Genomic DNA, 18,015 nt, shown 5'->3' on the forward strand with positions numbered 1-18,015 from the left:
CATCATGTGCCGGTGCCTACGACTGCCCTTCCCCGCAGCCCCCACGCCCGGGGCGTGGGACTCACCCTCGCGCTGGTGTCCGCCCTGGCCTTCGGCGGGTCCGGGGTGGCGGCCAAGCCGCTGATCGAGGCGGGTCTCGACCCGCTCCACGTGGTGTGGCTGCGGGTGGCGGGCGCCGCCCTCGTCATGCTGCCGCTCGCGGTGCGCCACCGGGATCTGCTGCGCCGCCGGCCCGCGCTGCTCGCCGGGTTCGGCCTGTTCGCCGTGGCCGGTGTGCAGGCCTGCTACTTCGCCGCCATCTCCCGCATCCCGGTCGGGGTCGCGCTGCTGGTCGAGTACCTGGCGCCCGCGCTCGTCCTGGGCTGGGTGCGGTTCGTGCAGCGGCGGCCGGTGACCCGCGCCGCCGCGGTCGGCGTGGTGCTCGCCGTGGGCGGCCTGGCCTGCGTCGTGGAGGTGTGGGCCGGGCTCGGCTTCGACGCCCTCGGCCTGGCGCTCGCGCTCGGCGCCGCCTGCTGCCAGGTCGGCTACTTCGTCCTGTCCGACCAGGGCAGCGACAGCGAGGAGGCGCCCGACCCGCTCGGTGTCATCGCCTACGGCCTGCTGATCGGCGCCGCCGTGCTGACCGTGGTCGCCCGCCCCTGGTCCCTGGACTGGTCCGTGCTCAACGGCAGCGCCGACATGGACGGCACCCCCGTCGCCGCGTTCCTGCTGCTGGCCTGGATCGTCCTCGTCGCCACGGTCGCCGCGTACGTCAGCGGAGTGCTGTCGGTACGCCGGCTCTCGCCGCAGGTCGCGGGTGTGGTGGCCTGCCTGGAGGCGGTGATCGCCACCGTCCTCGCCTGGGTGCTGCTCGGCGAGCACCTGTCCGCGCCGCAGATCGTGGGCGGCGCGGTGGTCCTGGCCGGTGCCCTCATCGCCCAGTCCTCGGCCCCGGCCCGGTCCGTGGAGGACCCGGTGGCGAGCGGCGGGCCCGAACGGGAGTTGTCGACCCCGGGGACCACCCCCTAGGGTGCTGATCATGCATACGCACGCATGTGTTCTTCCGCCGCCGGCCGCCTGAGGCGGGCCCTCCGGTACATCCGCCCGGCAGCGTGCCGGGCGTAGCGGTGCTGCCCGCAGACGAAGTCCGCGGATCCCGTCCCCCCGGCCCCGGCCGGGGCTGACCCCGGATCCCTTCCGAACTTCCGCGCCCACGCCGACGCGTGGCGCGCGCCTCTGCGGAGAGAGAACACGTGTCGAACAACGTCTCCGGCCTGCCCGTCGGGCGGGGCCTCGTCTATCTGGTCGTCGCCGGTGCCGCCTGGGGCACCGCGGGCGCCGCCGCCTCGTTGGTCTACCGGACCAGCGACATGGGGCCGGTCGCCCTGTCCTTCTGGCGCTGCGCCGCCGGGCTGGTCGTGCTGTACGCCGCCCGGCTGGTGTCCGGGCGCGCCTCGCGTGGTGCCGCCCGGGCCCCCCTCGGCCGCCGGGTGCGGCGCGCCGTGGCCACCGGCACGGGGCTCGCGGTCTTCCAGACCGCCTACTTCGCCGCCGTCTCCGCCACGGGACTGGCCGTGGCCACCGTCGTCACCCTGGGCGCCGGACCCGTGCTGATCGCCCTCGGCGCCCGGCTCGCCCTGGGCGAGCGGCTGGGACGCGGCGGACTGGCGGCCGTCGTCGGCGCGCTCATCGGGCTGGTGGTGCTCGTCCTCGGCGGCGGGGAGACCACCGTGGACCCGGTGGGCGTCCTGCTCGCCCTGGTGTCGGCCGCCGGATATTCGGCGATGACCCTGCTCACCCGCTGGTGGGGGCGGGACGGCGGCACCGACGCGTCCGGCGCCACCGTCGGCGCGTTCGCCGTCACCAGCCTGGTGCTGCTGCCGTTCGCGGCGGCCGAGGGGCTGGTGCCCCACACCGACGCCCCCGGCACCCTGCTGCTCCTGCTGGCGTACGTCGCCTCCGTGCCGACCGCGCTCGCCTACGGCCTCTACTTCGCCGGCGCCGCCGTCGTACGGTCGGCGACCGTGTCCGTGATCATGCTGCTCGAACCGGTCAGCGCGGCGGTGCTGGCCGTCGCCCTGCTCGGTGAACGGCTGACGGCGGCCACACTCGCCGGCACCCTGCTGATGCTGGGCTCGGTGGCGGGCCTCGCGGTCGGCGAGGCCCGCGGCGCACGGGCCCGCAGGACACGGACGGACACGGTCCCGGCCTGACGTCCCCTCAGCGAGCGGGGGACGTGGTCCACGGGGACTGCGTCCCCCGCGTGCCGTGGAGGTGGGCCGGCGGCAGCCGAAGATCCGCTCGCGGACGTGCGTCCGACCGGCCGCGGTGCCGCGCGGTCGGGGACGGGCGGGTCCTCCGGCCGGACGGGCCGCGCGAGCCGGGTCCGTCCGGTGGCCCGGAGGGGCCCACTCGCAGGACCTGGTCACGGGTCGCCGCGTGCGTGCGGTCGGTGGCCGCCCGGGTCCAGCCGCCCAGCGTGTGCCTGTGCGGGGCGGGCCTCACCTGGCGAACGTGCCCGTGCCGGGAGGTCCGTTCGATGTCGCGGTGCGGCCGACCGGCCTGACGTGGGACCGCGTTGACACGTACAAGGGTCGCCTCGGCCGGCGGCCGGTCGGTCCTGCTCGTCGGGCGTCCTGCGCGGGCCGGGCCCGTCGGGGAGCGCAGGGGCCCCTTGCCGGACGTGGGCCGACGCCGTCCCGCGTTTCCGGGCATGCCGTCAGGACCGGTCGGGCGGCCGGGCACCACGCGCCGGACGTCGGCGGCCGCGGCGCCGCCTCGCGTGCGTGCGGTCGAGGGCCGGGCGGAGGCCGGCGGACCGCGCTCGCCTCGCCGATCCGGGCCCGCGTGGCGCACGGCCCCCTACGGGGCCGGAGTGCCCGTGCGCCGGATGTGGGTGCGGGCTCCCGCGTCCCGGGGGTGGGCTCGGGTCGCCAGGCCGTCGGATATGCGGTCGCGGACCGCCTGCGACCGTTTGCCCGCGTACTTGAACTTCGTCCGCACCTCGGTCACCTCCAGCCGCAGCCCGCGGATTCCGGACAGCAGCCTGCCGTACGGCGCCTCGCCCACCGCGGCCCGCGCGGAGCCGCCCTCGGGCTGGAAGTGGCAGACCTGGCGGTTGAGCAGCTCGGCCTTCTCCGCCGGGTCGTCCACGAGGTGCGCGCGGCAGCGCAGTTGGACGGCGGCGTACAGGCTGGTCGGCACGCCGTGCTCGGGCGGGTCGCCCGGCTCGGCCTGCCAGGGGCCGGGGACGAACGCGTAGTCGTCGACCACGCTCAGCAGGACGTTCGGGGATGCCTCGACGGCGGGCCAGAGCGGGTTGGGCCGGGCCAGGTGGGTGACGGCCTCGCCGCGCTCGGCGTCGTAGGCGAAGTGCAGGGGCTGGACGTGCGGCGGTTCACCGGGGGCGCCGTTGACCGCCAGCTGGCCGAAGTCGTGGGCGGCGAGCCACCGCTGCCAAGTGCCGTCGCGGGGCGCGTCCCAGGGGTGGACCAGCATCACAGGGCCGTCAGGTAGCCGGGGATCCCGGTGCCGGGGGCCAGGCCCGGGTCGGGCTCCGGGGTGCCGTAGGTGGTACGGACCGGGAGGACGCCCGCCCAGTGCGGCAGGGACAGGTCCTCGGGCTCGTCGTTCACACCGCCGGTGCGGAGCTTGGCGGAGACCTCGTCCAGGTCGAGCCGGATCACCGCGGTGGCCGCCAGTTCCTTCTTGTCGGCGGGGCGGGAGTCGGCGGCCCGGCCCGGTACGACGTGGTCGACCAGGGCGTCCAGCGCCCGCCGCTTCTCGTCCGGGTCCGTCACGTCGTACGCCGTGCCGTGCACCACCACGGAGCGGTAGTTGATCGAGTGGTGGAAGGCCGAGCGGGCCAGCACCAGCCCGTCGACCTGGGTGACCGTGAGGCACACCGGCAGGCCCTCCTCGGACGCGCCTGCCGCGCGCAGCGGGCGGGAGCCGGTGGAGCCGTGGACGTAGAGGACCTCGCCGACGCGGCCGTAGAGCGTGGGCAGGACCACGGGTGCGCCGTCCCGGACGAAGCCGAGATGGCCGACGTAGCCCTCGTCGAGTATCGCGTGCACCAGTTCCTTGTCGTACGACGCGCGCTGGGGGGAGCGGGTGGGGACGGTGCGCCCGGTGGGGGCGTAGGCGGCGGGTCGCTGCTGCGGTGACGGGGGCGCCTGCATTGGCCTTCTCCATTGCACTAGTGCATAATGAGCTTTGTGCTAGGAGAGTATCGGATCAGTGGGCGGCGCGCAGCGGACATTTCCGCGAGCATCGAGCGGGCGGTGGGGGAGGGCGCGCTGGAGCCGGGCGAACTGCTGCCCCCGATGCGGGAGTTGGCCGAGCGGCTGGACGTGAACCCGAACACGGTCGCCGCCGCGTACCGGACCCTGCGCGAACGCGGGGTCATCGAGACGTCCGGCCGGCGGGGGAGCAGGGTGCGGCCCAAGCCGGCCACCACGGCGCGCGACCTGATCCGGGTGGAGGTCCCGCCGGGCGTGCGGGATCTCTCCGACGGCAACCCGGACCCGGCGCTGCTGCCCCCACTCGCCGGGGCCTTCGCGGCGGCCGCGGCCCAGGGCGACCGCGAACCGGTGCTGTACGGGCACGCCCCCGTGGAGCCCGAACTCGGCCGCCTGGCACGGGCCGGACTGGACGCCGACGGGGTCCCCGACGGGCCGGTGGCCGTCACGTCGGGCGCGCTGGACGCCGTCGAGCGGGTGCTCGCCGCACACCTGCGGCCCGGGGACGCGGTCGTGGTGGAGGACCCCGGCTGGGGCAGCCTGCTGGACCTCGTCCCGGCGCTCGGCCTGCGCACCGTGCCGGTGGCCGTGGACGACGAGGGCCCGCTGCCCGACGGCGTACGGAAGGCGCTCGCGGGCGGTGCCCGGGCGCTGATCGTCACGGACCGCGCGCAGAACCCGACCGGCGCCGCGCTGAGCGCCGCACGGGCGCGCGCCCTGCGGGAGGTGCTCGCCGGACACCCCGAGACCCTGCTGATCGAGGACGACCACGGGCACCACATCGTCGACGTGCCGTTGCACCCTCTTGCCGGGGCGACGCGCCGGTGGGCCTTCTCCCGCTCGGTGGCCAAGGCGTACGGGCCCGACCTGCGCCTCGCCGTCCTCACCGGCGACGCGGTCACCCTGGACCGGGTGCGCGGCCGGCAGCGGCTCGGGCCCGGCTGGGTCAGCCTGACCATGCAGCGGGCGGTGGCGCGGGTGTGGGCCGACGGCACCGTCGATCCGGCTGCCGTGGCGGCGCGCTACGGGCGGCGCAGGGACGCGCTGGCCGAGGCGCTGCGAAGGCGCGGCATCACGGCGCACGGGCGCAGCGGCATGAACCTGTGGGTGCCGGTCCCCGACGAGACCGGCGTCGTCGCCCGGCTGCTGCACGCCGGGTGGGCGGTGGCGCCCGGCGCGCGCTTCCGGATGAGCGCGCCTCCCGGCGTCCGCGTCACCGTCTCGACCCTCGACGAGGAGGAGATCGAACCCCTCGCCGAGGCGATCGCCGCGGCGCTGGGCCCCGGTGACGGAGCCCGGCGCACCTACGCCTGAGACGGGACGCACGCCTCGGCGCTGCCGCACGCCCCCGGACCGGCGGACTACGCCGGCCGTTGCGGCTTCACCCGGGGGAGCGCCGGCCGTTGCGGCTTCACCTGGGTGAGGGCCGCGCCGGCCAGCACGACCGCCGCGCCGACCGGTGTCGACCAGGTGAGGGTCTCGCCGAGCAGCGCGACACCGGCCGCGGCGGCGATCACCGGGACGAAGTAGGTGACCATCTGGCCGGTCGTCGGGCCCACTTCGGCGACGATGCCGTACTGCACGAGGACCGCGAGCCCTGTGCCCAGTGTGCCGAGCGCGGCGATGGCCAGCAGCGGCCCGACCGCCAGGCCGGCCGGTACGGAGGTGAACAACGGCGTCACGACCGCCAGTTGCACGGTCGCCAGCAGCAACTGGCCGCCGGTCAGCGACAGGTGGGAGTGGCTGCTGCCCGCCAGGGTGCGCCGGACGTAGATCCAGCCGACGGGGTAGCTCAGCGAGGCCAGCAGGGCCAGGGCCGTACCGCGCGCGTCCAGGCCCTGGAAGCCCTGCCAGGCGCCGAGCACGGTCAGCACCCCGAGGAACCCCACCCCCAGACCCGCCACCCGTACCCGGGTCGGCCGGTCCTCGCGCAGCGCCACCAGGGACAGCGCCATGCCCCACAGCGGAGAGGTGGCGTTGCAGATGCCGGCCAGGGTGGACGGGACGGTCAGCTCCGCGAAGGCGAACAGCGAGAACGGCAGGGCGTTCAGCAGGAACCCGGCGACCGCCAGATGCCCCCAGGTGCGCACCCCGCGCGGCAGCCGCTCCCGCCGTACCGCCATGGCGACCGCCAGGACGGCGGTGCCGAACGCCAGCCGTCCCAGCGTGACCTGGAAGGGGGCGTAGCCCTGCGTGCCGACCTTGATGAGGAGGAAGCTGAAGCCCCAGATCAGGGACAGCGCGGCGAAGCGCAGCCGCCAGTCCAGGCGCGGACGGGTGCGCGCGGGCGCGGGACCGGCCGAGTCGGGCCGGCCGGGGGACGTGGTGGTGGTCGCGGTGACGCTGCTCATGCCGGTAACGATGCGGCAGACTCATCTCGTAGCACAATCGAGAATTCGCACGCCATATCTCGTAGCATCGCTTACATGTTGAACTTGGAGCGTCTGCGCACCCTCGACGCCCTCGCCCGGCACGGTTCGGTCAGCGGCGCGGCGGAGGGGCTGCACATCACCACCTCGGCCGTCTCGCAGCAGATGGCCAAGCTGGAGCGCGAGGTGGGACAGCGGCTCCTCGCCAAGCACGGCCGCGGCGTCCGGCTCACGGACGCGGGCCGGCTGCTCGCCGAGCACGCCGCGCGCATCCTGTCCCAGGTGGAGCTGGCCCAGGCCGACCTGGAGGCGCAGCGCGGCCAGGTGGCGGGCGAGCTGCGCATCTCCGCCTTCCCGACCGCCGCGCGCGGGCTCTTCCCGGTGGCGCTCGCCGACCTGCGCGAACGCCACCCCGCGCTGCGGGTGCGCTCACGCGAGTCGGAGCCCGAGAACGGCATCCGGGGAGTGGTCCGCGGTGACCTCGACCTGGCCGTGGTGCTCGACTGGTACAACAAGCCGATGCCGCTGCCCGACGGGCTGGTCAAGGCACTGCTCCTCGACGACCCCGCCGATGTCGCGCTCCCGGCCGCCCATCCGCTCGCCGGCCGGGAGGAGGTCGACCTCGGCGAGCTGGCCGAGGACGAGTGGATCACCTGGGGCGAGGGTGAGTTCTGCCACGAGTGGCTCATGTTCACCCTGCGTTCCAAGGGCGTCGAACCGATCGTCGCCCACCGCGCCGCCGAGAGCCACACCCAGCTCAACCTGGTCGCGGCCGGCCTCGGCGTGTGCATCGCCCCGGTGCTGGGCCGCGACCCGCTGCCCGCCGGAGTGGTGACCGTCCCGCTCCGCCAGCGCGTCCGACGGCATGTGTTCGTCGTCTGGCGCGCGGACGCCGACCGCCGCCCGTCCATCCGCGCGGCGGTGCGGGCGCTGCGGGCGGCGGGGGAGCGCTTCGGGGGCGCCCTCGAGGACGGCGCCCCGGTCAGGACAGCTGCGACAGTTTCCTGAAGTCCCAGGACACGATCTTCTCGGGGGTCAGCCGCAGCCAGGCATGGCGCCCGTCGTGCGGCATCTCGTCCAGGCCGAAGTTCTTGCGGGCGAACAGCGTCTCCGGCACGTCCAGTTCCGCGCGCAGCTCACCGGTGCGCGGGACCTCGCCCACGAACTCCACCCGCCCGGACAGCTCCGCGCCGCGCAGTTCGTCGTACTCCTCGCCCGTGTCGACCACGATCGCTGCCCGCGGGTCCCGCCGCAGATCCGTGAACCGCCTGCTGCGCACCACGGAGTACAGCCACATCGAGACGCCGTCCCACACGAACCACAGGGTGCTCACGTGCGGCATGCCGTCGGCGTTCACCGTGGCGACCCGGCAGGTGCGCTGCTCGGTGAGGAAGTCGTCCAGCTCCCCGGGCGTCATCATGATCTTGCGGCCCCGGCGCTGCGTGGCGGACATACGGTCCCTTCCGCTGTCGTGCTGCTCACGTACCGTGCACAGGTCCCCCATCGTGCACGGGTTCGACCGTTCAGGCGAGGGTGATCGAGTCACCGCTGACGGAGATCCGCACCGAGGGGAGCGGCTTGGTCGCGGGACCACTGCTCACACTGCCGTCGGTGATGGAGAAGTTGCTGTTGTGGCAGGGGCAGTTGATGAGCCCGTCGGAGACGCTCTTCACCGCGCACCCCTGGTGGGTGCAGGTGGAGGAGAACGCCATGAACTCGCCCGCCGACGGCTGGGTGACGACCACCTGCTGATCGGCGAACACCTTGCCGCCGCCCTCGGGGATGTCGGAGGTCGAGGCGAGCGGCGCGCCCCCGGCGGCGTTCCCCCCGCCACCCGAACCGCCGCCGCTCGCCCCGTCGTCCGCCGCGCCGCCGCCGGCGTCCGCCGAGGAGCCCGGCGCGTCGTCGTCGGACCCTCCGCACGCGGCCAGCGCCACGGCGAGGCCGGCCGCTCCGGCGGCCGCCACGACGGTGCGACGGGCAGGTCCCGATGCGGACTCGAACGATACGGTCATGCCAGTGGTGTCCCTTCCGGGGAGAGGCGTGATCTGCGAACAGGTACGGTCGGCGGGCCCTTGCCGTTCAGTGCCTTCCCGTGGCCCTCGGTGCCCGTCGGCCGGTGCCGAGAGCTTGACCCGCCCGCGGTCGGACGGGCGTAAGCCACGGCTGTCGTTTCCCTGTCGCTCACCGGCGCCGCGCGCCCGGGCCGCCTCCGACGTGCGGTGACGCGCCAGTAGCCTGGGGCGATGCTCAAGGAAGTCATCGCGACCCGATTCATCGCGCCGCTGCGCGAGGGCGGCTCGCTCCCCGGACTGATCGAGGCGGACGATCTCGGCACCTACGCGCTGAAGTTCACCGGCGCCGGCCAGGGCCGCAAGACGCTGGTCGCCGAGGTCGTCTGCGGGGAACTGGCCCGCCGGCTGGGGCTGCGGGTGCCGCGCCTGGTCACCGTGGAGCTCGACCCCGTGCTCGGGCTCGGCGAACCTGACCAGGAGGTGCAGCAGTTGCTGAAGTCCAGCGGCGGCACCAACCTCGGGACGGACTTCCTCTCCGGCGCCCTCGGCTTCGACCCGCTCGCCTTCGAGGTGAACCCCGAGGAGGCCGGCCGGATCCTCTGGTTCGACGCCCTGGTGAACAACGTCGACCGCTCCTGGCGCAACCCCAACATGCTGCGGTGGCGCGAGGAGCTGTGGCTCATCGACCATGGCGCGACCATGATCTGGCACCACAGCTGGCCCGGCGCCGAAGCCTCCGCCGCCCGCCCCTACGACGCCTCCGACCACGCCCTGAGGAGAGCCGCGCCGGACGTCGCCTCGGCGGCGGCGGACCTCGCCCCGCAGGTCACCGAGGACCTGCTCGCGGAGGTGACCGCGCAGATCCCCGACGTCTGGCTGGCCGGGGAACCGGGCTTCGACAGCCCCGACGACCTCCGGCGCGCCTACGCCCGGCCGCTTCTCGCCCGCGCGGCCGCGATCCACACCCGCATCGAGGGCCTCCAGGGGGACCGGTGAGCGACCTGCACGTCTACGAGTACGCGCTGCTGCGGGTCGTCCCGCGGATCGAGCGCGGCGAACGCGTCAACGCCGGGGTGCTGGTGTACTGCCGGCCGCTGTCGTACGTCGGGGCTCGCACCCACCTCGACGAGGCGCGGCTGCTGGCCCTCGATCCCGCCGTCGACCTGCCCGGCGTCCACGCCGCGCTGCGTGCCGTCGAGGGCGTCTGCGCGGGCGGGGACGCGGCCGGACAGGCCGCACGGGACGACGCCGGGCGGCGCTTCCGCTGGCTGATCGCGCCACGCTCGACCATCGTGCAGCCCGGCCCGGTGCACACCGGCCTCACGGCCGACCCGGCGGCGGAGGCGGACCGCCTGCTCGACCTCCTGGTGCGCTGACACCGGGTGCCGGACGCGCCGGCCGGGGGCGGACAGCCGTCGGCGGGAACGGGGGCCGGGAACGGGGGACGGGCAGGTCGCCTCAGCTGTCGCCGAGCCTCAGGAGCGGCGGCGCCTGATCACATGGCCGGCCGCCAGCAGGGCGCCCGTCACGCACGTCGCTCCGACGCCGACGTCCCAGCCGCTCGGACCGGTGCCCGAGGAGCCGCCGAGGCCGCCCTGCACACCGCGCGTCGGGGCGGGGGAGGCGGATGTGGCCGGCGCGGCGGACGTCCTGGTGGGCGTCGGTGTCGCGGTGGGCGTCCGGGTGGGCGTGACCGGTGCGGAGGTGGGGCTCGCGGAGCGGGTCGGCGACACGGTCGCGGTCCGGGTCGGGGCGGCGGTCGTCGGTGTCGCCGGGCGCGAGGTCGGGGGCGGTGACGGTGCGGGCCGGAAGGTGGACGAGGTGAGGCCGCGCCGGGGCAGTGCCTCGCAGGCGATGCCGTCGTCCGGGCCGGGGTCCTCGTCGAGCCGGTGCGGATCGCTGCGGTCCATCTCGAAGAAGGTCTGCGCGTCCTCCTGGTAGGTGAAGTCGCTGCAGTCCAGGTCCTGGGCGTGGGCGATGTCGGCCAACGGCACGATCGCGGCGAACGCGATCAACGTGCCTATGACACCGGTGCGACGGCGCATCGAACGCCTCCTTTCCGGCCACGGATGGCTCGCGCTTCGACGCTAGGGGCCGCCCGCCCCGAAGGCGCGCAGCGCTGGGCCGATCGGGTGCTCGGCACCGGCGCCGGACGGCGGGCGGGGCCGGACCGGAGGACCGTGGACGGGGAGCCCGGCGGCGGGGAATGGATCACACCGGCGCGGTGTGCCGTTGACACCGGGTGCCAGGGCTTCTAGCGTCACGTCTGCTGAAGGTACTAAGCGGTCGCTCACTGAACTGGGCGGGCCGCCGGAGCCGCATCCCAAGGGCGAGGAGAAGCAGCAATGTCCACCACTGAGCAGCGGGTCGCGATCGTCACCGGTGCCGCGCGCGGCATCGGCGCCGCCACCGCCGTACGACTGGCCGCCGAGGGCCGCGCGGTCGCCGTGCTCGACCTCGACGAGGCCGCCTGCAAGGACACCGTCGAGAAGATCACCGCCGCCGGTGGCAAGGCGATCGCGGTCGGCTGCGACGTCTCCGACGAGGCGCAGGTCGAGGCGGCCGTCGCGCGCGTCGCCGAGGAGCTCGGCGCGCCGACCGTGCTGGTCAACAACGCGGGTGTGCTGCGCGACAACCTGCTGTTCAAGATGAGCGTCTCCGACTGGGACACCGTCATGAACGTGCACCTGCGCGGCGCCTTCCTGATGTCGAAGGCCTGCCAGAAGCACATGGTCGACGCCGGCTTCGGCCGGATCGTCAACCTGTCGTCCTCCTCCGCGCTCGGCAACCGCGGCCAGGTCAACTACTCCGCCGCCAAGGCCGGTCTGCAGGGCTTCACCAAGACCCTCGCCAAGGAGCTCGGCAAGTTCGGCGTCACCGCCAACGCCGTCGCCCCCGGCTTCATCGCCACCGAGATGACCAAGGCCACGGCCGACCGTGTCGGCATGGGCTTCGACGACTTCAAGGCCGCCGCCGCCACCGCGATCCCGGTCGCCCGCGTGGGTGAGCCCGAGGACGTCGCCAACGCCATCGCCTTCTTCGCCGCGGACGCGGCCGGCTTCGTCTCCGGCCAGGTGCTGTACGTGGCCGGCGGACCGCTCGACTAGGGGGACCGGACATGACGACAGTGGAACCCACCGGCAAGGTCGCGCTGATCACCGGCGCCAGCCGCGGCATCGGCTACGGCGTCGCCGAGGCGCTGGTCGCCCGCGGCGACCGGGTCTGCATCACCGGACGCAACGAGGACGCCCTCAAGGAGGCCGTCGAGCAGCTCGGCGCCGACCGGGCCGTCCACGTGGCCGGCAAGGCGCACGACGAGGCCCACCAGGCGCTCGCCGTCGAGCGCGTGATGGAGGCCTTCGGCCGGGTCGACTTCCTGGTCAACAACGCGGGCACCAACCCGGTCTTCGGGCCGATCGCCGACCTCGACCTGAACGTGGCGCGCAAGGTCTTCGAGACCAATGTGATCTCCGCGCTCGGCTTCGCGCAGAAGACCTGGCACGCCTGGCAGAAGGACAACGGCGGGGCGATCGTCAACATCGCCTCCGTCGCGGGTATCGCGCCCTCGCCGTTCATCGCGGCGTACGGCGTCAGCAAGGCGGCGCTGATCAACCTGACCCAGCAGCTGGCGCACGAGTTCGCGCCCAGGGTGCGGGTCAACGCCATCGCCCCGGCGGTGGTGAAGACCAAGTTCGCGCAGGCCCTGTACGAGGGCCGGGAGGCGGAGGCCGCCGCGTCCTACCCGCTCGGCCGGCTCGGCGTGCCGTCCGACATCGGCGGGGCGGCCGCGTTCCTCACCTCGGACCAGTCGGACTGGGTCACCGGCCAGACCCTGGTCGTCGACGGCGGCATCTTCCTGAACGCCGGCGTCGGCTGACCCTGCCGCCCGCGCCCGCGCACCACGCGTACGCACGGGCCCCGACCGCCACTCCCGACACGGGCGCCGTTGACGAAAACGGCGCCCGTGTCGGCGATTTGGGACCGAAACACACCTGACAACGTAGTCATCCGCGAGTTGATCTCAAGGCCCGTTCTGAGGAGGGTCAGCGGGCGTATCACTGCGGTATGGTTCGCCGACCCTTGGTATGGCAGATCGAGGAGCGTGCGCGTGTTCAACCGGAACCGATGCCTGCGGCGGGTGGCGGCCATCGCGTCCATATCGTCCCTGGTGGCCGGATGCGGCGTCCTGTCGTCCGACAGCCCGGAGGACGAGGGACCCATCGTCGTGGGAACCACCAGCTCGCCCAGCACGCTGGATCCTGCCGCGTCCTGGGACAGCTCCTGGGAGCTGTTCCGCAACATCTACCAGACGCTGCTGAGTTACCCGGTGGGCGCGACCACACCGCAGCCGGACGCGGCGGAGAGCTGCGAGTTCTCCGACACCTCCAACCAGGTGTTCCGCTGCGAGCTGCGGGAGGGCCTCACCTTCTCCGACGGCGACAAGCTCGACGCCCGGGCGGTCAAGCACTCGATCGACCGGATCCGCGAGATCAACGTCAACGGCGGTCCGGCCGGTCTGCTCGGCAGCCTCGAACGGGTCCAGGCGCCGAGCGAGCGCGAGGTCGTCTTCTACCTCAACAAGCCGGACGCCACCTTCCCGTTCGTGCTCGCGACCCCCGCGATGTCGATCGTCGACCCCGACTCCTACCCGGCGGACGCCCTGCGCGAGGACAAGAGCGTCCTCGGGTCCGGTCCCTACACCCTGCAGTCGTACGACGAGGGCAAGGAGGCCCGGCTGGTCGGCAACGACCGCTACAAGGGCTACGCCGAGCGGAAGAACAGCGCGGTCACCATCCGCTACTTCCAGGAGTCCGGCGCCATGGTCGAGGCGCTGCGCGACGAGCGGATCGACCTGACGTACCGCGGCCTGGCCGCCGGTGACATCGTCGAACTGCAGGGCAGGACCTCCAAGGAGGAGGAGATCCAGCTCATCGACGGCACCGGGACCGACATCAACTACCTGGTGTTCAACCCCGAAGACCCGTGGGCCGGCAAGAAGGCGGTGCGCCACGCCATCGCGCAGCTCGTCGACCGCCCGGCGATCGCGCACAAGGTCTACAAGGACACCGTCGACCCGCTGTACTCGATGGTCCCCAAGGGGCTGACCGGCCACACCACCGGCTTCTTCGACGACTTCGGCGAGCCCAGTGCGAAGAAGGCCCGCGAGATCCTCACCGACGCGGGCATCACCGAGCCGGTGCCGCTCACCCTCTGGTACACCTCGGACCGCTACGGCTCCGAGACCGCTCTGGAGTTCAAGGAGCTGGAGCGGCAGCTGGAGTCGTCGAAGCTGTTCGACGTCACGCTGAAGAGCCGCCCCTGGAAGACCTACGTCGAGGGCTACCAGAAGGGCGAGTACCCGGTGTTCGGCCGTGGCTGGTTCCCCGACTTCCCGGACGCGGACAACTTCATCGCCCCGTTCGTCGGCGAGCAGAATGCGCTCGGCACGCCGTACGAGGCCAAGAAGATCGTCAACGATCTGCTGCCCAGCTCGCGACGGGAGAGCGACCGCGGCAACGTGGTGAAGCAGTTCGAGGAGGCCCAGCAGCTCCTCGTCAACGACGCGCGGCTGCTCCCGCTGTGGCAGGGCCGGCAGTACGTGGCGGCGAGCCGGGACATCTCGGGCGCCGAGCGTGCCCTGGACCCCTCCACGATCATGATGATGTGGCAGCTGTCCCGGAAGACCAGCTGGTAGAGCGCCCGGAACGGCCGACCGCGGGGCCGGTTGTCAGTGGTCGCCTGTAGGTTCTGAGGCCTGGAAGCGACCACGCGTGTGAGGAAGTTGACGTGACCGACATCGCCATGCTGCCCGAGTCCTGGCGCGGGGTTCTGGGTGACGAACTGCAGCAGCCCTACTTCAAGGAGCTGACCGAGTTCGTCGAGGAGGAGCGGGCGCGCGGTCCCGTCTACCCGCCCCGCGAGGAGGTCTTCGCGGCCCTGGACGCCACGCCGTACGACCAGGTGAAGGTCCTGGTCCTCGGCCAGGACCCGTACCACGGCGAGGGCCAGGGCCACGGCCTGTGCTTCTCGGTCCGGCCCGGCGTGAAGGTCCCGCCGTCCCTGCGCAACATCTACAAGGAACTCCACGCCGACCTCGGGACACCCGTCCCGGACAACGGTTACCTGATGCCGTGGGCCCGGCAGGGCGTGCTGCTGCTCAACGCGGTGCTCACGGTCCGCGCGGGCGAGGCCAACTCGCACAAGGGCAGGGGCTGGGAGCTGTTCACCGACGCGGTGATCCGCGCGGTGGCGAACCGCCCCGACCCGGCGGTCTTCGTGCTGTGGGGCAACTACGCGCAGAAAAAGCTGCCGCTGATCGACGAGAGCCGGCACGTGGTGGTCAAGGGCGCGCACCCGTCACCGCTGTCCGCGAAGAAGTTCTTCGGCTCCCGGCCGTTCTCGCGGATCGACGAGGCGGTGGCCGCGCAGGGGCACCAGCCGATCGACTGGACCGTCCCGAACCTGGGCTGACCGGCCCACCGTGCCGTCCGGCCGGGTGTGGACGGGCCCGTGCGTCCTCACACCCGGCACGTCCCGGAGCGGCTTGTCCGGTATCACCCCTTTCTGCGGCTAGCGTCGGGGGCGACGCGGGCGACAGCGGGCGACGGTGCGGAGGACGTGGTGGCGGAGCGACAGGAGCAGGCGGCGCCGGACGCCGTGCTGACCCGGATCGGCCAGGTGGTGATACTGCACCACGCGGGCGACCGTGAGGAGGCCAGGCACCGCTTCCTCGGCCTCTGGGCGGAGATCGGTGAGCACGGCGACCCCCTGCACCGCTGCACGCTCGCCCACTACCTCGCCGACACCCAGGACGACCCCGAGGACGAACTGGCCTGGGATCTGCGGGCGCTGACGGCGGCCGACGAGGCCGGCCGGTCCCCGGCCCGGCAGGGCGCCGCCGCGGTGCGCGCCCTCTACCCGTCGCTGCATCTGAGCCTGGCCGACGACTACGCCCGCCTCGGCCGCCCCGACGCGGCCCGCACCCACCTGGACCGGGCCCGGGGCGCCGCCCGCACCCTCGCCGACGACCGCTACGGCGACGGCGTACGGGCCGCCATCCGCCGCCTGGCGGCACGGCTCGGCGACGACGGGACGCCGCCCGGGGGACCGGGGCCGCCCCGGCAGCGCCCTTGAGGTGCTCCGCGGCTCAGCGTCCGTAGGTGTCCTGGCAGATCCGCGCCTGCGGGCTGTCCGCCGGCCAGCCGCCGTACTCCCTGCCCAGCGCGCACACGTCGGAGTTCCCGGACTCCAGTGACCGGCCGACGTCCGGCAGCCGGGCCGGCGGACGCCGGGTGGGCGTGCGCCGGCCCGGCTCGGGCAGCTGGGGGCTCCGGGACTGCTGGGACCGCTCCTGCCCGTTGCGCGCGTCGGACGGGGTGTCCGGCCGCGGAGGCCGGGCCGCGGAGGTGGTTGCGGCCGACGGCGACGCCCCGGGCGACGCGGGCGGGTCGACCATCTCCAGCGCCTCCCGCGCGGGTGCCTGCACGACCGGCGACTCCTCGCGTCCCGCCGCGTCGTGCCCGGCCCCTGGGGGAGGTGCCGACGCCGGGCCCGGCGCGAGGGGACGCTGGACCGTCACACAGCCCGAGAGGGCGGCGACCGCCACGGTCACCAGAAGCGTTGCTGTGGTCGTCGTTCGCTGCACCCCCGCCACTTTGCTGGCTCCGCCCTCCGCATGGTGGACGGACAGGCGCCGCATACCCCGCACGGGTGATCTCCGACCCCCTTCGGGGGTGTCGTCCGTGTGAGGGGTGACGTCATTCGCCGGTGACGCCGTCGATCCGCTGCCGGAGCAGATCCGCGTGGCCGTTGTGGCGGGCGTACTCCTCGATCATGTGGGTGTAGATCCAGCGCAGGGAGCACGGCTGGGGGTGCGAGTGGTGCCGTCCCAGGGAGAGGTCGTCCAGGGCGGCTCCGGCCGTGTTGCGCCGGGCGGCGGCGATCTCCGTCTGCCAGGTCTCGTAGGCGTCCTTCCAGGTGTCCGCCTCGCCGGGGTGGAACTCGCCGTCCGGGTCCGCGTCGCCGTAGTACAGGGGGCCCGCGTCCTCGCCGGCGAACACCCGGCGGAACCATGAGCGCTCCACCTCGGCCATGTGGCGCACCAGCCCCATCAGCGACAGGTCCGACGGCGGCACCGAGGCGGTCCGCAACTGCTCGTCCGTCAGCCCCGCGCACTTCCAGGCGAGCGTGTCGCGGTGGTAGTCGAGCCAGCCCTCGAGCATGCTTCGCTCGTCGGCGTTCTGTGCGGGTTCGGTGCGCTCGGTAGTCATCCCGGCATCCTTTCCCGCCGACGTCGTGTCACACCACGGGATTTACCGTGCCGTCGGGCCGCGGGGCGTCGGAACGCGGAGTCCAGGGTCAGGTGCCGGCGCCGGTGCGGACGAAGAGGCAGAACGGGTGGCCCGCCGGGTCGTACAGGACCCGCACGTCGTCCTGGGGCTGGAAGTCCGCCAAGGCCGCCCCGAGGGCGACGGCACGCCCGACCGCCGGCGACAGCTCGTCCACCTCGATGTCCAGGTGCGTCATCATCTGCTGCCCGGACCGGGTGGAAGGCCACTGCGGAGGGGTGAACAGCGGCTCCGTCTGGAACGACAACCCCGCACCGCCGTCGGACGGGCCGATCTCGACCCAGTCGGGCTCGTCCCTCCGTACCGGCCACCCGAGCAGGTCCTGGTAGAACCGCGCCAGCTCCCGGGCGTTCGGCGCGTCGAGTGTGGTCGCGGACAACGTGAAACGCGGTGAGGACCTCATGGAGTGCTGCTGCCCGCTTTCCCCGCCGTGAGACCGGCCGTCATTCCTCCGCCCGGCTCGTCACGGCCCCCAGCATCCCGTGGAGGAGTTCCCGCAGGCCGGTGCGGATGTCCGCGGCCGACGGGACCTGGGCGTGGTAGGAGCCGGCCACGCAGGAGAACAGCAGGCCGTCCGCCCAGGCGGTCAGGGAGAGCGCGTGGCGTTCCGGTGCCGTGGAGCCCAGGCCGGTGACGAGCGCGGTGAGCTGGTCGCGGAAGCGGGCGCCGGCCGCGTCGAAGTACGTCCGCAGCTCCGGGCGGCGGGTGGCCTCCAGGGCGAGTTCGTAGCGGGCGAGGGTCAGGTCGCGGTTCCGGGTCAGCGCACGGTGGGTGGCCAGCGCGAGCGCGTCCAGCAGGGCGTCGGTGCCCTCCCGGGGGTCGGGCATCTCGTGGAGAGCCAGCACCCGCGCCTCCCGGTCGGCGAGCCTGCGCACCGTCAGCTCCAGCAGCGCCTGCCGGGTGCGCGCCACGTTCGAGGTGGACCCCTGGGGGAGCCCGGCCGCCTCGTCGACCGCGCGGTGGGTCAGCCCCCGCATGCCCCGGTCGGCGAGCAGGGCGAGGGCGGTGTCGGCGACGAGATCGGCGCGGGCGCCTGTGGAGGTGCGTACGGACATGGACGTCA

Annotated in this window: 21 protein-coding genes; 11 read left to right on the forward strand and 10 right to left on the reverse strand. The window is 73.7% G+C overall.

Annotated features, from left to right (window positions below; all coding sequences use genetic code 11):
* The first annotated feature begins 6 nt into the window (after positions 1 to 6).
* Together F3L20_RS11040 and F3L20_RS11045 are read left to right on the forward strand one after the other, a co-directional pair.
* Positions 7 to 1,008 carry an EamA family transporter gene (locus F3L20_RS11040; protein WP_150157293.1) on the forward strand — a complete coding sequence of 334 codons (1,002 nt, stop codon included), beginning with the start codon at positions 7 to 9 and terminating at the stop codon, positions 1,006 to 1,008.
* 224 nt (positions 1,009 to 1,232) lie between these two features.
* Complete coding sequence (locus tag F3L20_RS11045) at positions 1,233 to 2,192, forward strand: DMT family transporter (protein ID WP_150154082.1); 960 nt, start codon at positions 1,233 to 1,235, stop codon at positions 2,190 to 2,192.
* Positions 2,193 to 2,841: 649 nt separating this feature from the next.
* Here the strand turns inward: F3L20_RS11045 and F3L20_RS11050 are convergent.
* Together F3L20_RS11050 and F3L20_RS11055 are read right to left on the reverse strand one after the other, a co-directional pair.
* Entirely contained in the window at positions 2,842 to 3,477 is a 636-nt protein-coding gene (locus F3L20_RS11050) for an FMN-binding negative transcriptional regulator (RefSeq protein ID WP_150154083.1), read from the reverse strand.
* Positions 3,477 to 4,160 (reverse strand): pyridoxamine 5'-phosphate oxidase family protein, encoded by a 684-nt coding sequence (locus F3L20_RS11055; protein ID WP_150154084.1) that lies wholly within the window; start codon positions 4,158 to 4,160, stop codon positions 3,477 to 3,479. The genes F3L20_RS11050 and F3L20_RS11055 overlap by 1 nt, the downstream gene beginning before the upstream one ends.
* 36 nt (positions 4,161 to 4,196) lie before the next feature.
* Here F3L20_RS11055 and F3L20_RS11060 point away from each other — a divergent pair, with 36 nt between their 5' ends.
* Positions 4,197 to 5,534: an aminotransferase class I/II-fold pyridoxal phosphate-dependent enzyme gene (locus F3L20_RS11060; RefSeq protein WP_150154085.1), complete on the forward strand. Its 1,338-nt coding sequence runs from the start codon at positions 4,197 to 4,199 to the stop codon at positions 5,532 to 5,534.
* Between the two features lie 47 nt (positions 5,535 to 5,581).
* Here the strand turns inward: F3L20_RS11060 and F3L20_RS11065 are convergent, their stop codons facing one another.
* On the reverse strand, positions 5,582 to 6,571 hold the full coding sequence (locus F3L20_RS11065; RefSeq protein ID WP_150154086.1) for a DMT family transporter: 990 nt from the start codon (positions 6,569 to 6,571) through the stop codon (positions 5,582 to 5,584).
* 75 nt (positions 6,572 to 6,646) lie between these two features.
* Here F3L20_RS11065 and F3L20_RS11070 point away from each other — a divergent pair, with 75 nt between their 5' ends.
* Positions 6,647 to 7,597, forward strand: a complete 951-nt coding sequence (locus F3L20_RS11070; protein ID WP_150154087.1) for a LysR family transcriptional regulator — start codon at positions 6,647 to 6,649, stop codon at positions 7,595 to 7,597.
* On the opposite strand, the gene F3L20_RS11075 is transcribed toward F3L20_RS11070, so the two are convergent.
* Together F3L20_RS11075 and F3L20_RS11080 are read right to left on the reverse strand one after the other, a co-directional pair.
* Positions 7,572 to 8,042: a pyridoxamine 5'-phosphate oxidase family protein gene (locus tag F3L20_RS11075; protein ID WP_150154088.1), complete on the reverse strand. Its 471-nt coding sequence runs from the start codon at positions 8,040 to 8,042 to the stop codon at positions 7,572 to 7,574. The genes F3L20_RS11070 and F3L20_RS11075 overlap by 26 nt on opposite strands.
* Before the next feature lie 70 nt (positions 8,043 to 8,112).
* On the reverse strand, positions 8,113 to 8,604 hold the full coding sequence (locus tag F3L20_RS11080; RefSeq protein WP_150154089.1) for a Rieske (2Fe-2S) protein: 492 nt from the start codon (positions 8,602 to 8,604) through the stop codon (positions 8,113 to 8,115).
* Between the two features lie 231 nt (positions 8,605 to 8,835).
* On the opposite strand from F3L20_RS11080, the gene F3L20_RS11085 reads away from it, so the two are divergent.
* Positions 8,836 to 9,600 carry a HipA family kinase gene (locus tag F3L20_RS11085; protein WP_150154090.1) on the forward strand — a complete coding sequence of 255 codons (765 nt, stop codon included), beginning with the start codon at positions 8,836 to 8,838 and terminating at the stop codon, positions 9,598 to 9,600.
* The gene (locus F3L20_RS11090; RefSeq protein ID WP_145826124.1) at positions 9,597 to 9,980 is read left to right on the forward strand and encodes a DUF3037 domain-containing protein; all 384 of its coding nucleotides are present in this window, start codon (positions 9,597 to 9,599) and stop codon (positions 9,978 to 9,980) included. The genes F3L20_RS11085 and F3L20_RS11090 overlap by 4 nt, the downstream gene beginning before the upstream one ends.
* A 99-nt stretch (positions 9,981 to 10,079) precedes the next feature.
* Here the strand turns inward: F3L20_RS11090 and F3L20_RS11095 are convergent, their stop codons facing one another.
* Complete coding sequence (locus F3L20_RS11095; RefSeq protein ID WP_150154091.1) at positions 10,080 to 10,649, reverse strand: excalibur calcium-binding domain-containing protein; 570 nt, start codon at positions 10,647 to 10,649, stop codon at positions 10,080 to 10,082.
* A gap of 300 nt (positions 10,650 to 10,949) precedes the next feature.
* On the opposite strand from F3L20_RS11095, the gene fabG reads away from it, so the two are divergent.
* From fabG to F3L20_RS11120, 5 genes are all read left to right on the forward strand, one after another.
* Positions 10,950 to 11,711: a 3-oxoacyl-ACP reductase FabG gene (fabG, locus tag F3L20_RS11100; protein WP_145826122.1), complete on the forward strand. Its 762-nt coding sequence runs from the start codon at positions 10,950 to 10,952 to the stop codon at positions 11,709 to 11,711.
* 11 nt (positions 11,712 to 11,722) lie between these two features.
* The gene (locus F3L20_RS11105) at positions 11,723 to 12,481 is read left to right on the forward strand and encodes an SDR family oxidoreductase (protein WP_145826121.1); all 759 of its coding nucleotides are present in this window, start codon (positions 11,723 to 11,725) and stop codon (positions 12,479 to 12,481) included.
* A 231-nt stretch (positions 12,482 to 12,712) separates the two neighbouring features.
* A complete protein-coding gene (locus F3L20_RS11110; protein WP_167534507.1) occupies positions 12,713 to 14,299 on the forward strand; it encodes an ABC transporter substrate-binding protein in 1,587 nt (528 codons plus the stop codon).
* Between the two features lie 92 nt (positions 14,300 to 14,391).
* Complete coding sequence (gene ung / locus F3L20_RS11115) at positions 14,392 to 15,075, forward strand: uracil-DNA glycosylase (RefSeq protein ID WP_150154093.1); 684 nt, start codon at positions 14,392 to 14,394, stop codon at positions 15,073 to 15,075.
* A gap of 150 nt (positions 15,076 to 15,225) precedes the next feature.
* A complete protein-coding gene (locus tag F3L20_RS11120; protein WP_150154094.1) occupies positions 15,226 to 15,738 on the forward strand; it encodes a hypothetical protein in 513 nt (170 codons plus the stop codon).
* Between the two features lie 13 nt (positions 15,739 to 15,751).
* Here the strand turns inward: F3L20_RS11120 and F3L20_RS11125 are convergent, their stop codons facing one another.
* From F3L20_RS11125 to F3L20_RS11140, 4 genes are all read right to left on the reverse strand, one after another.
* Complete coding sequence (locus tag F3L20_RS11125) at positions 15,752 to 16,090, reverse strand: hypothetical protein (protein ID WP_346768090.1); 339 nt, start codon at positions 16,088 to 16,090, stop codon at positions 15,752 to 15,754.
* A 271-nt stretch (positions 16,091 to 16,361) separates the two neighbouring features.
* Positions 16,362 to 16,874 (reverse strand): DinB family protein, encoded by a 513-nt coding sequence (locus F3L20_RS11130; protein WP_150154095.1) that lies wholly within the window; start codon positions 16,872 to 16,874, stop codon positions 16,362 to 16,364.
* Between the two features lie 88 nt (positions 16,875 to 16,962).
* A complete protein-coding gene (locus F3L20_RS11135; protein ID WP_240810875.1) occupies positions 16,963 to 17,331 on the reverse strand; it encodes a VOC family protein in 369 nt (122 codons plus the stop codon).
* Positions 17,332 to 17,395: 64 nt separating this feature from the next.
* The gene (locus F3L20_RS11140; protein WP_150154097.1) at positions 17,396 to 18,007 is read right to left on the reverse strand and encodes a TetR/AcrR family transcriptional regulator; all 612 of its coding nucleotides are present in this window, start codon (positions 18,005 to 18,007) and stop codon (positions 17,396 to 17,398) included.
* Positions 18,008 to 18,015: the final 8 nt, after the last annotated feature.

Origin of the sequence: Streptomyces tendae (genome assembly GCF_008632955.1) — a bacterium.
Taxonomy (GTDB): domain Bacteria; phylum Actinomycetota; class Actinomycetes; order Streptomycetales; family Streptomycetaceae; genus Streptomyces.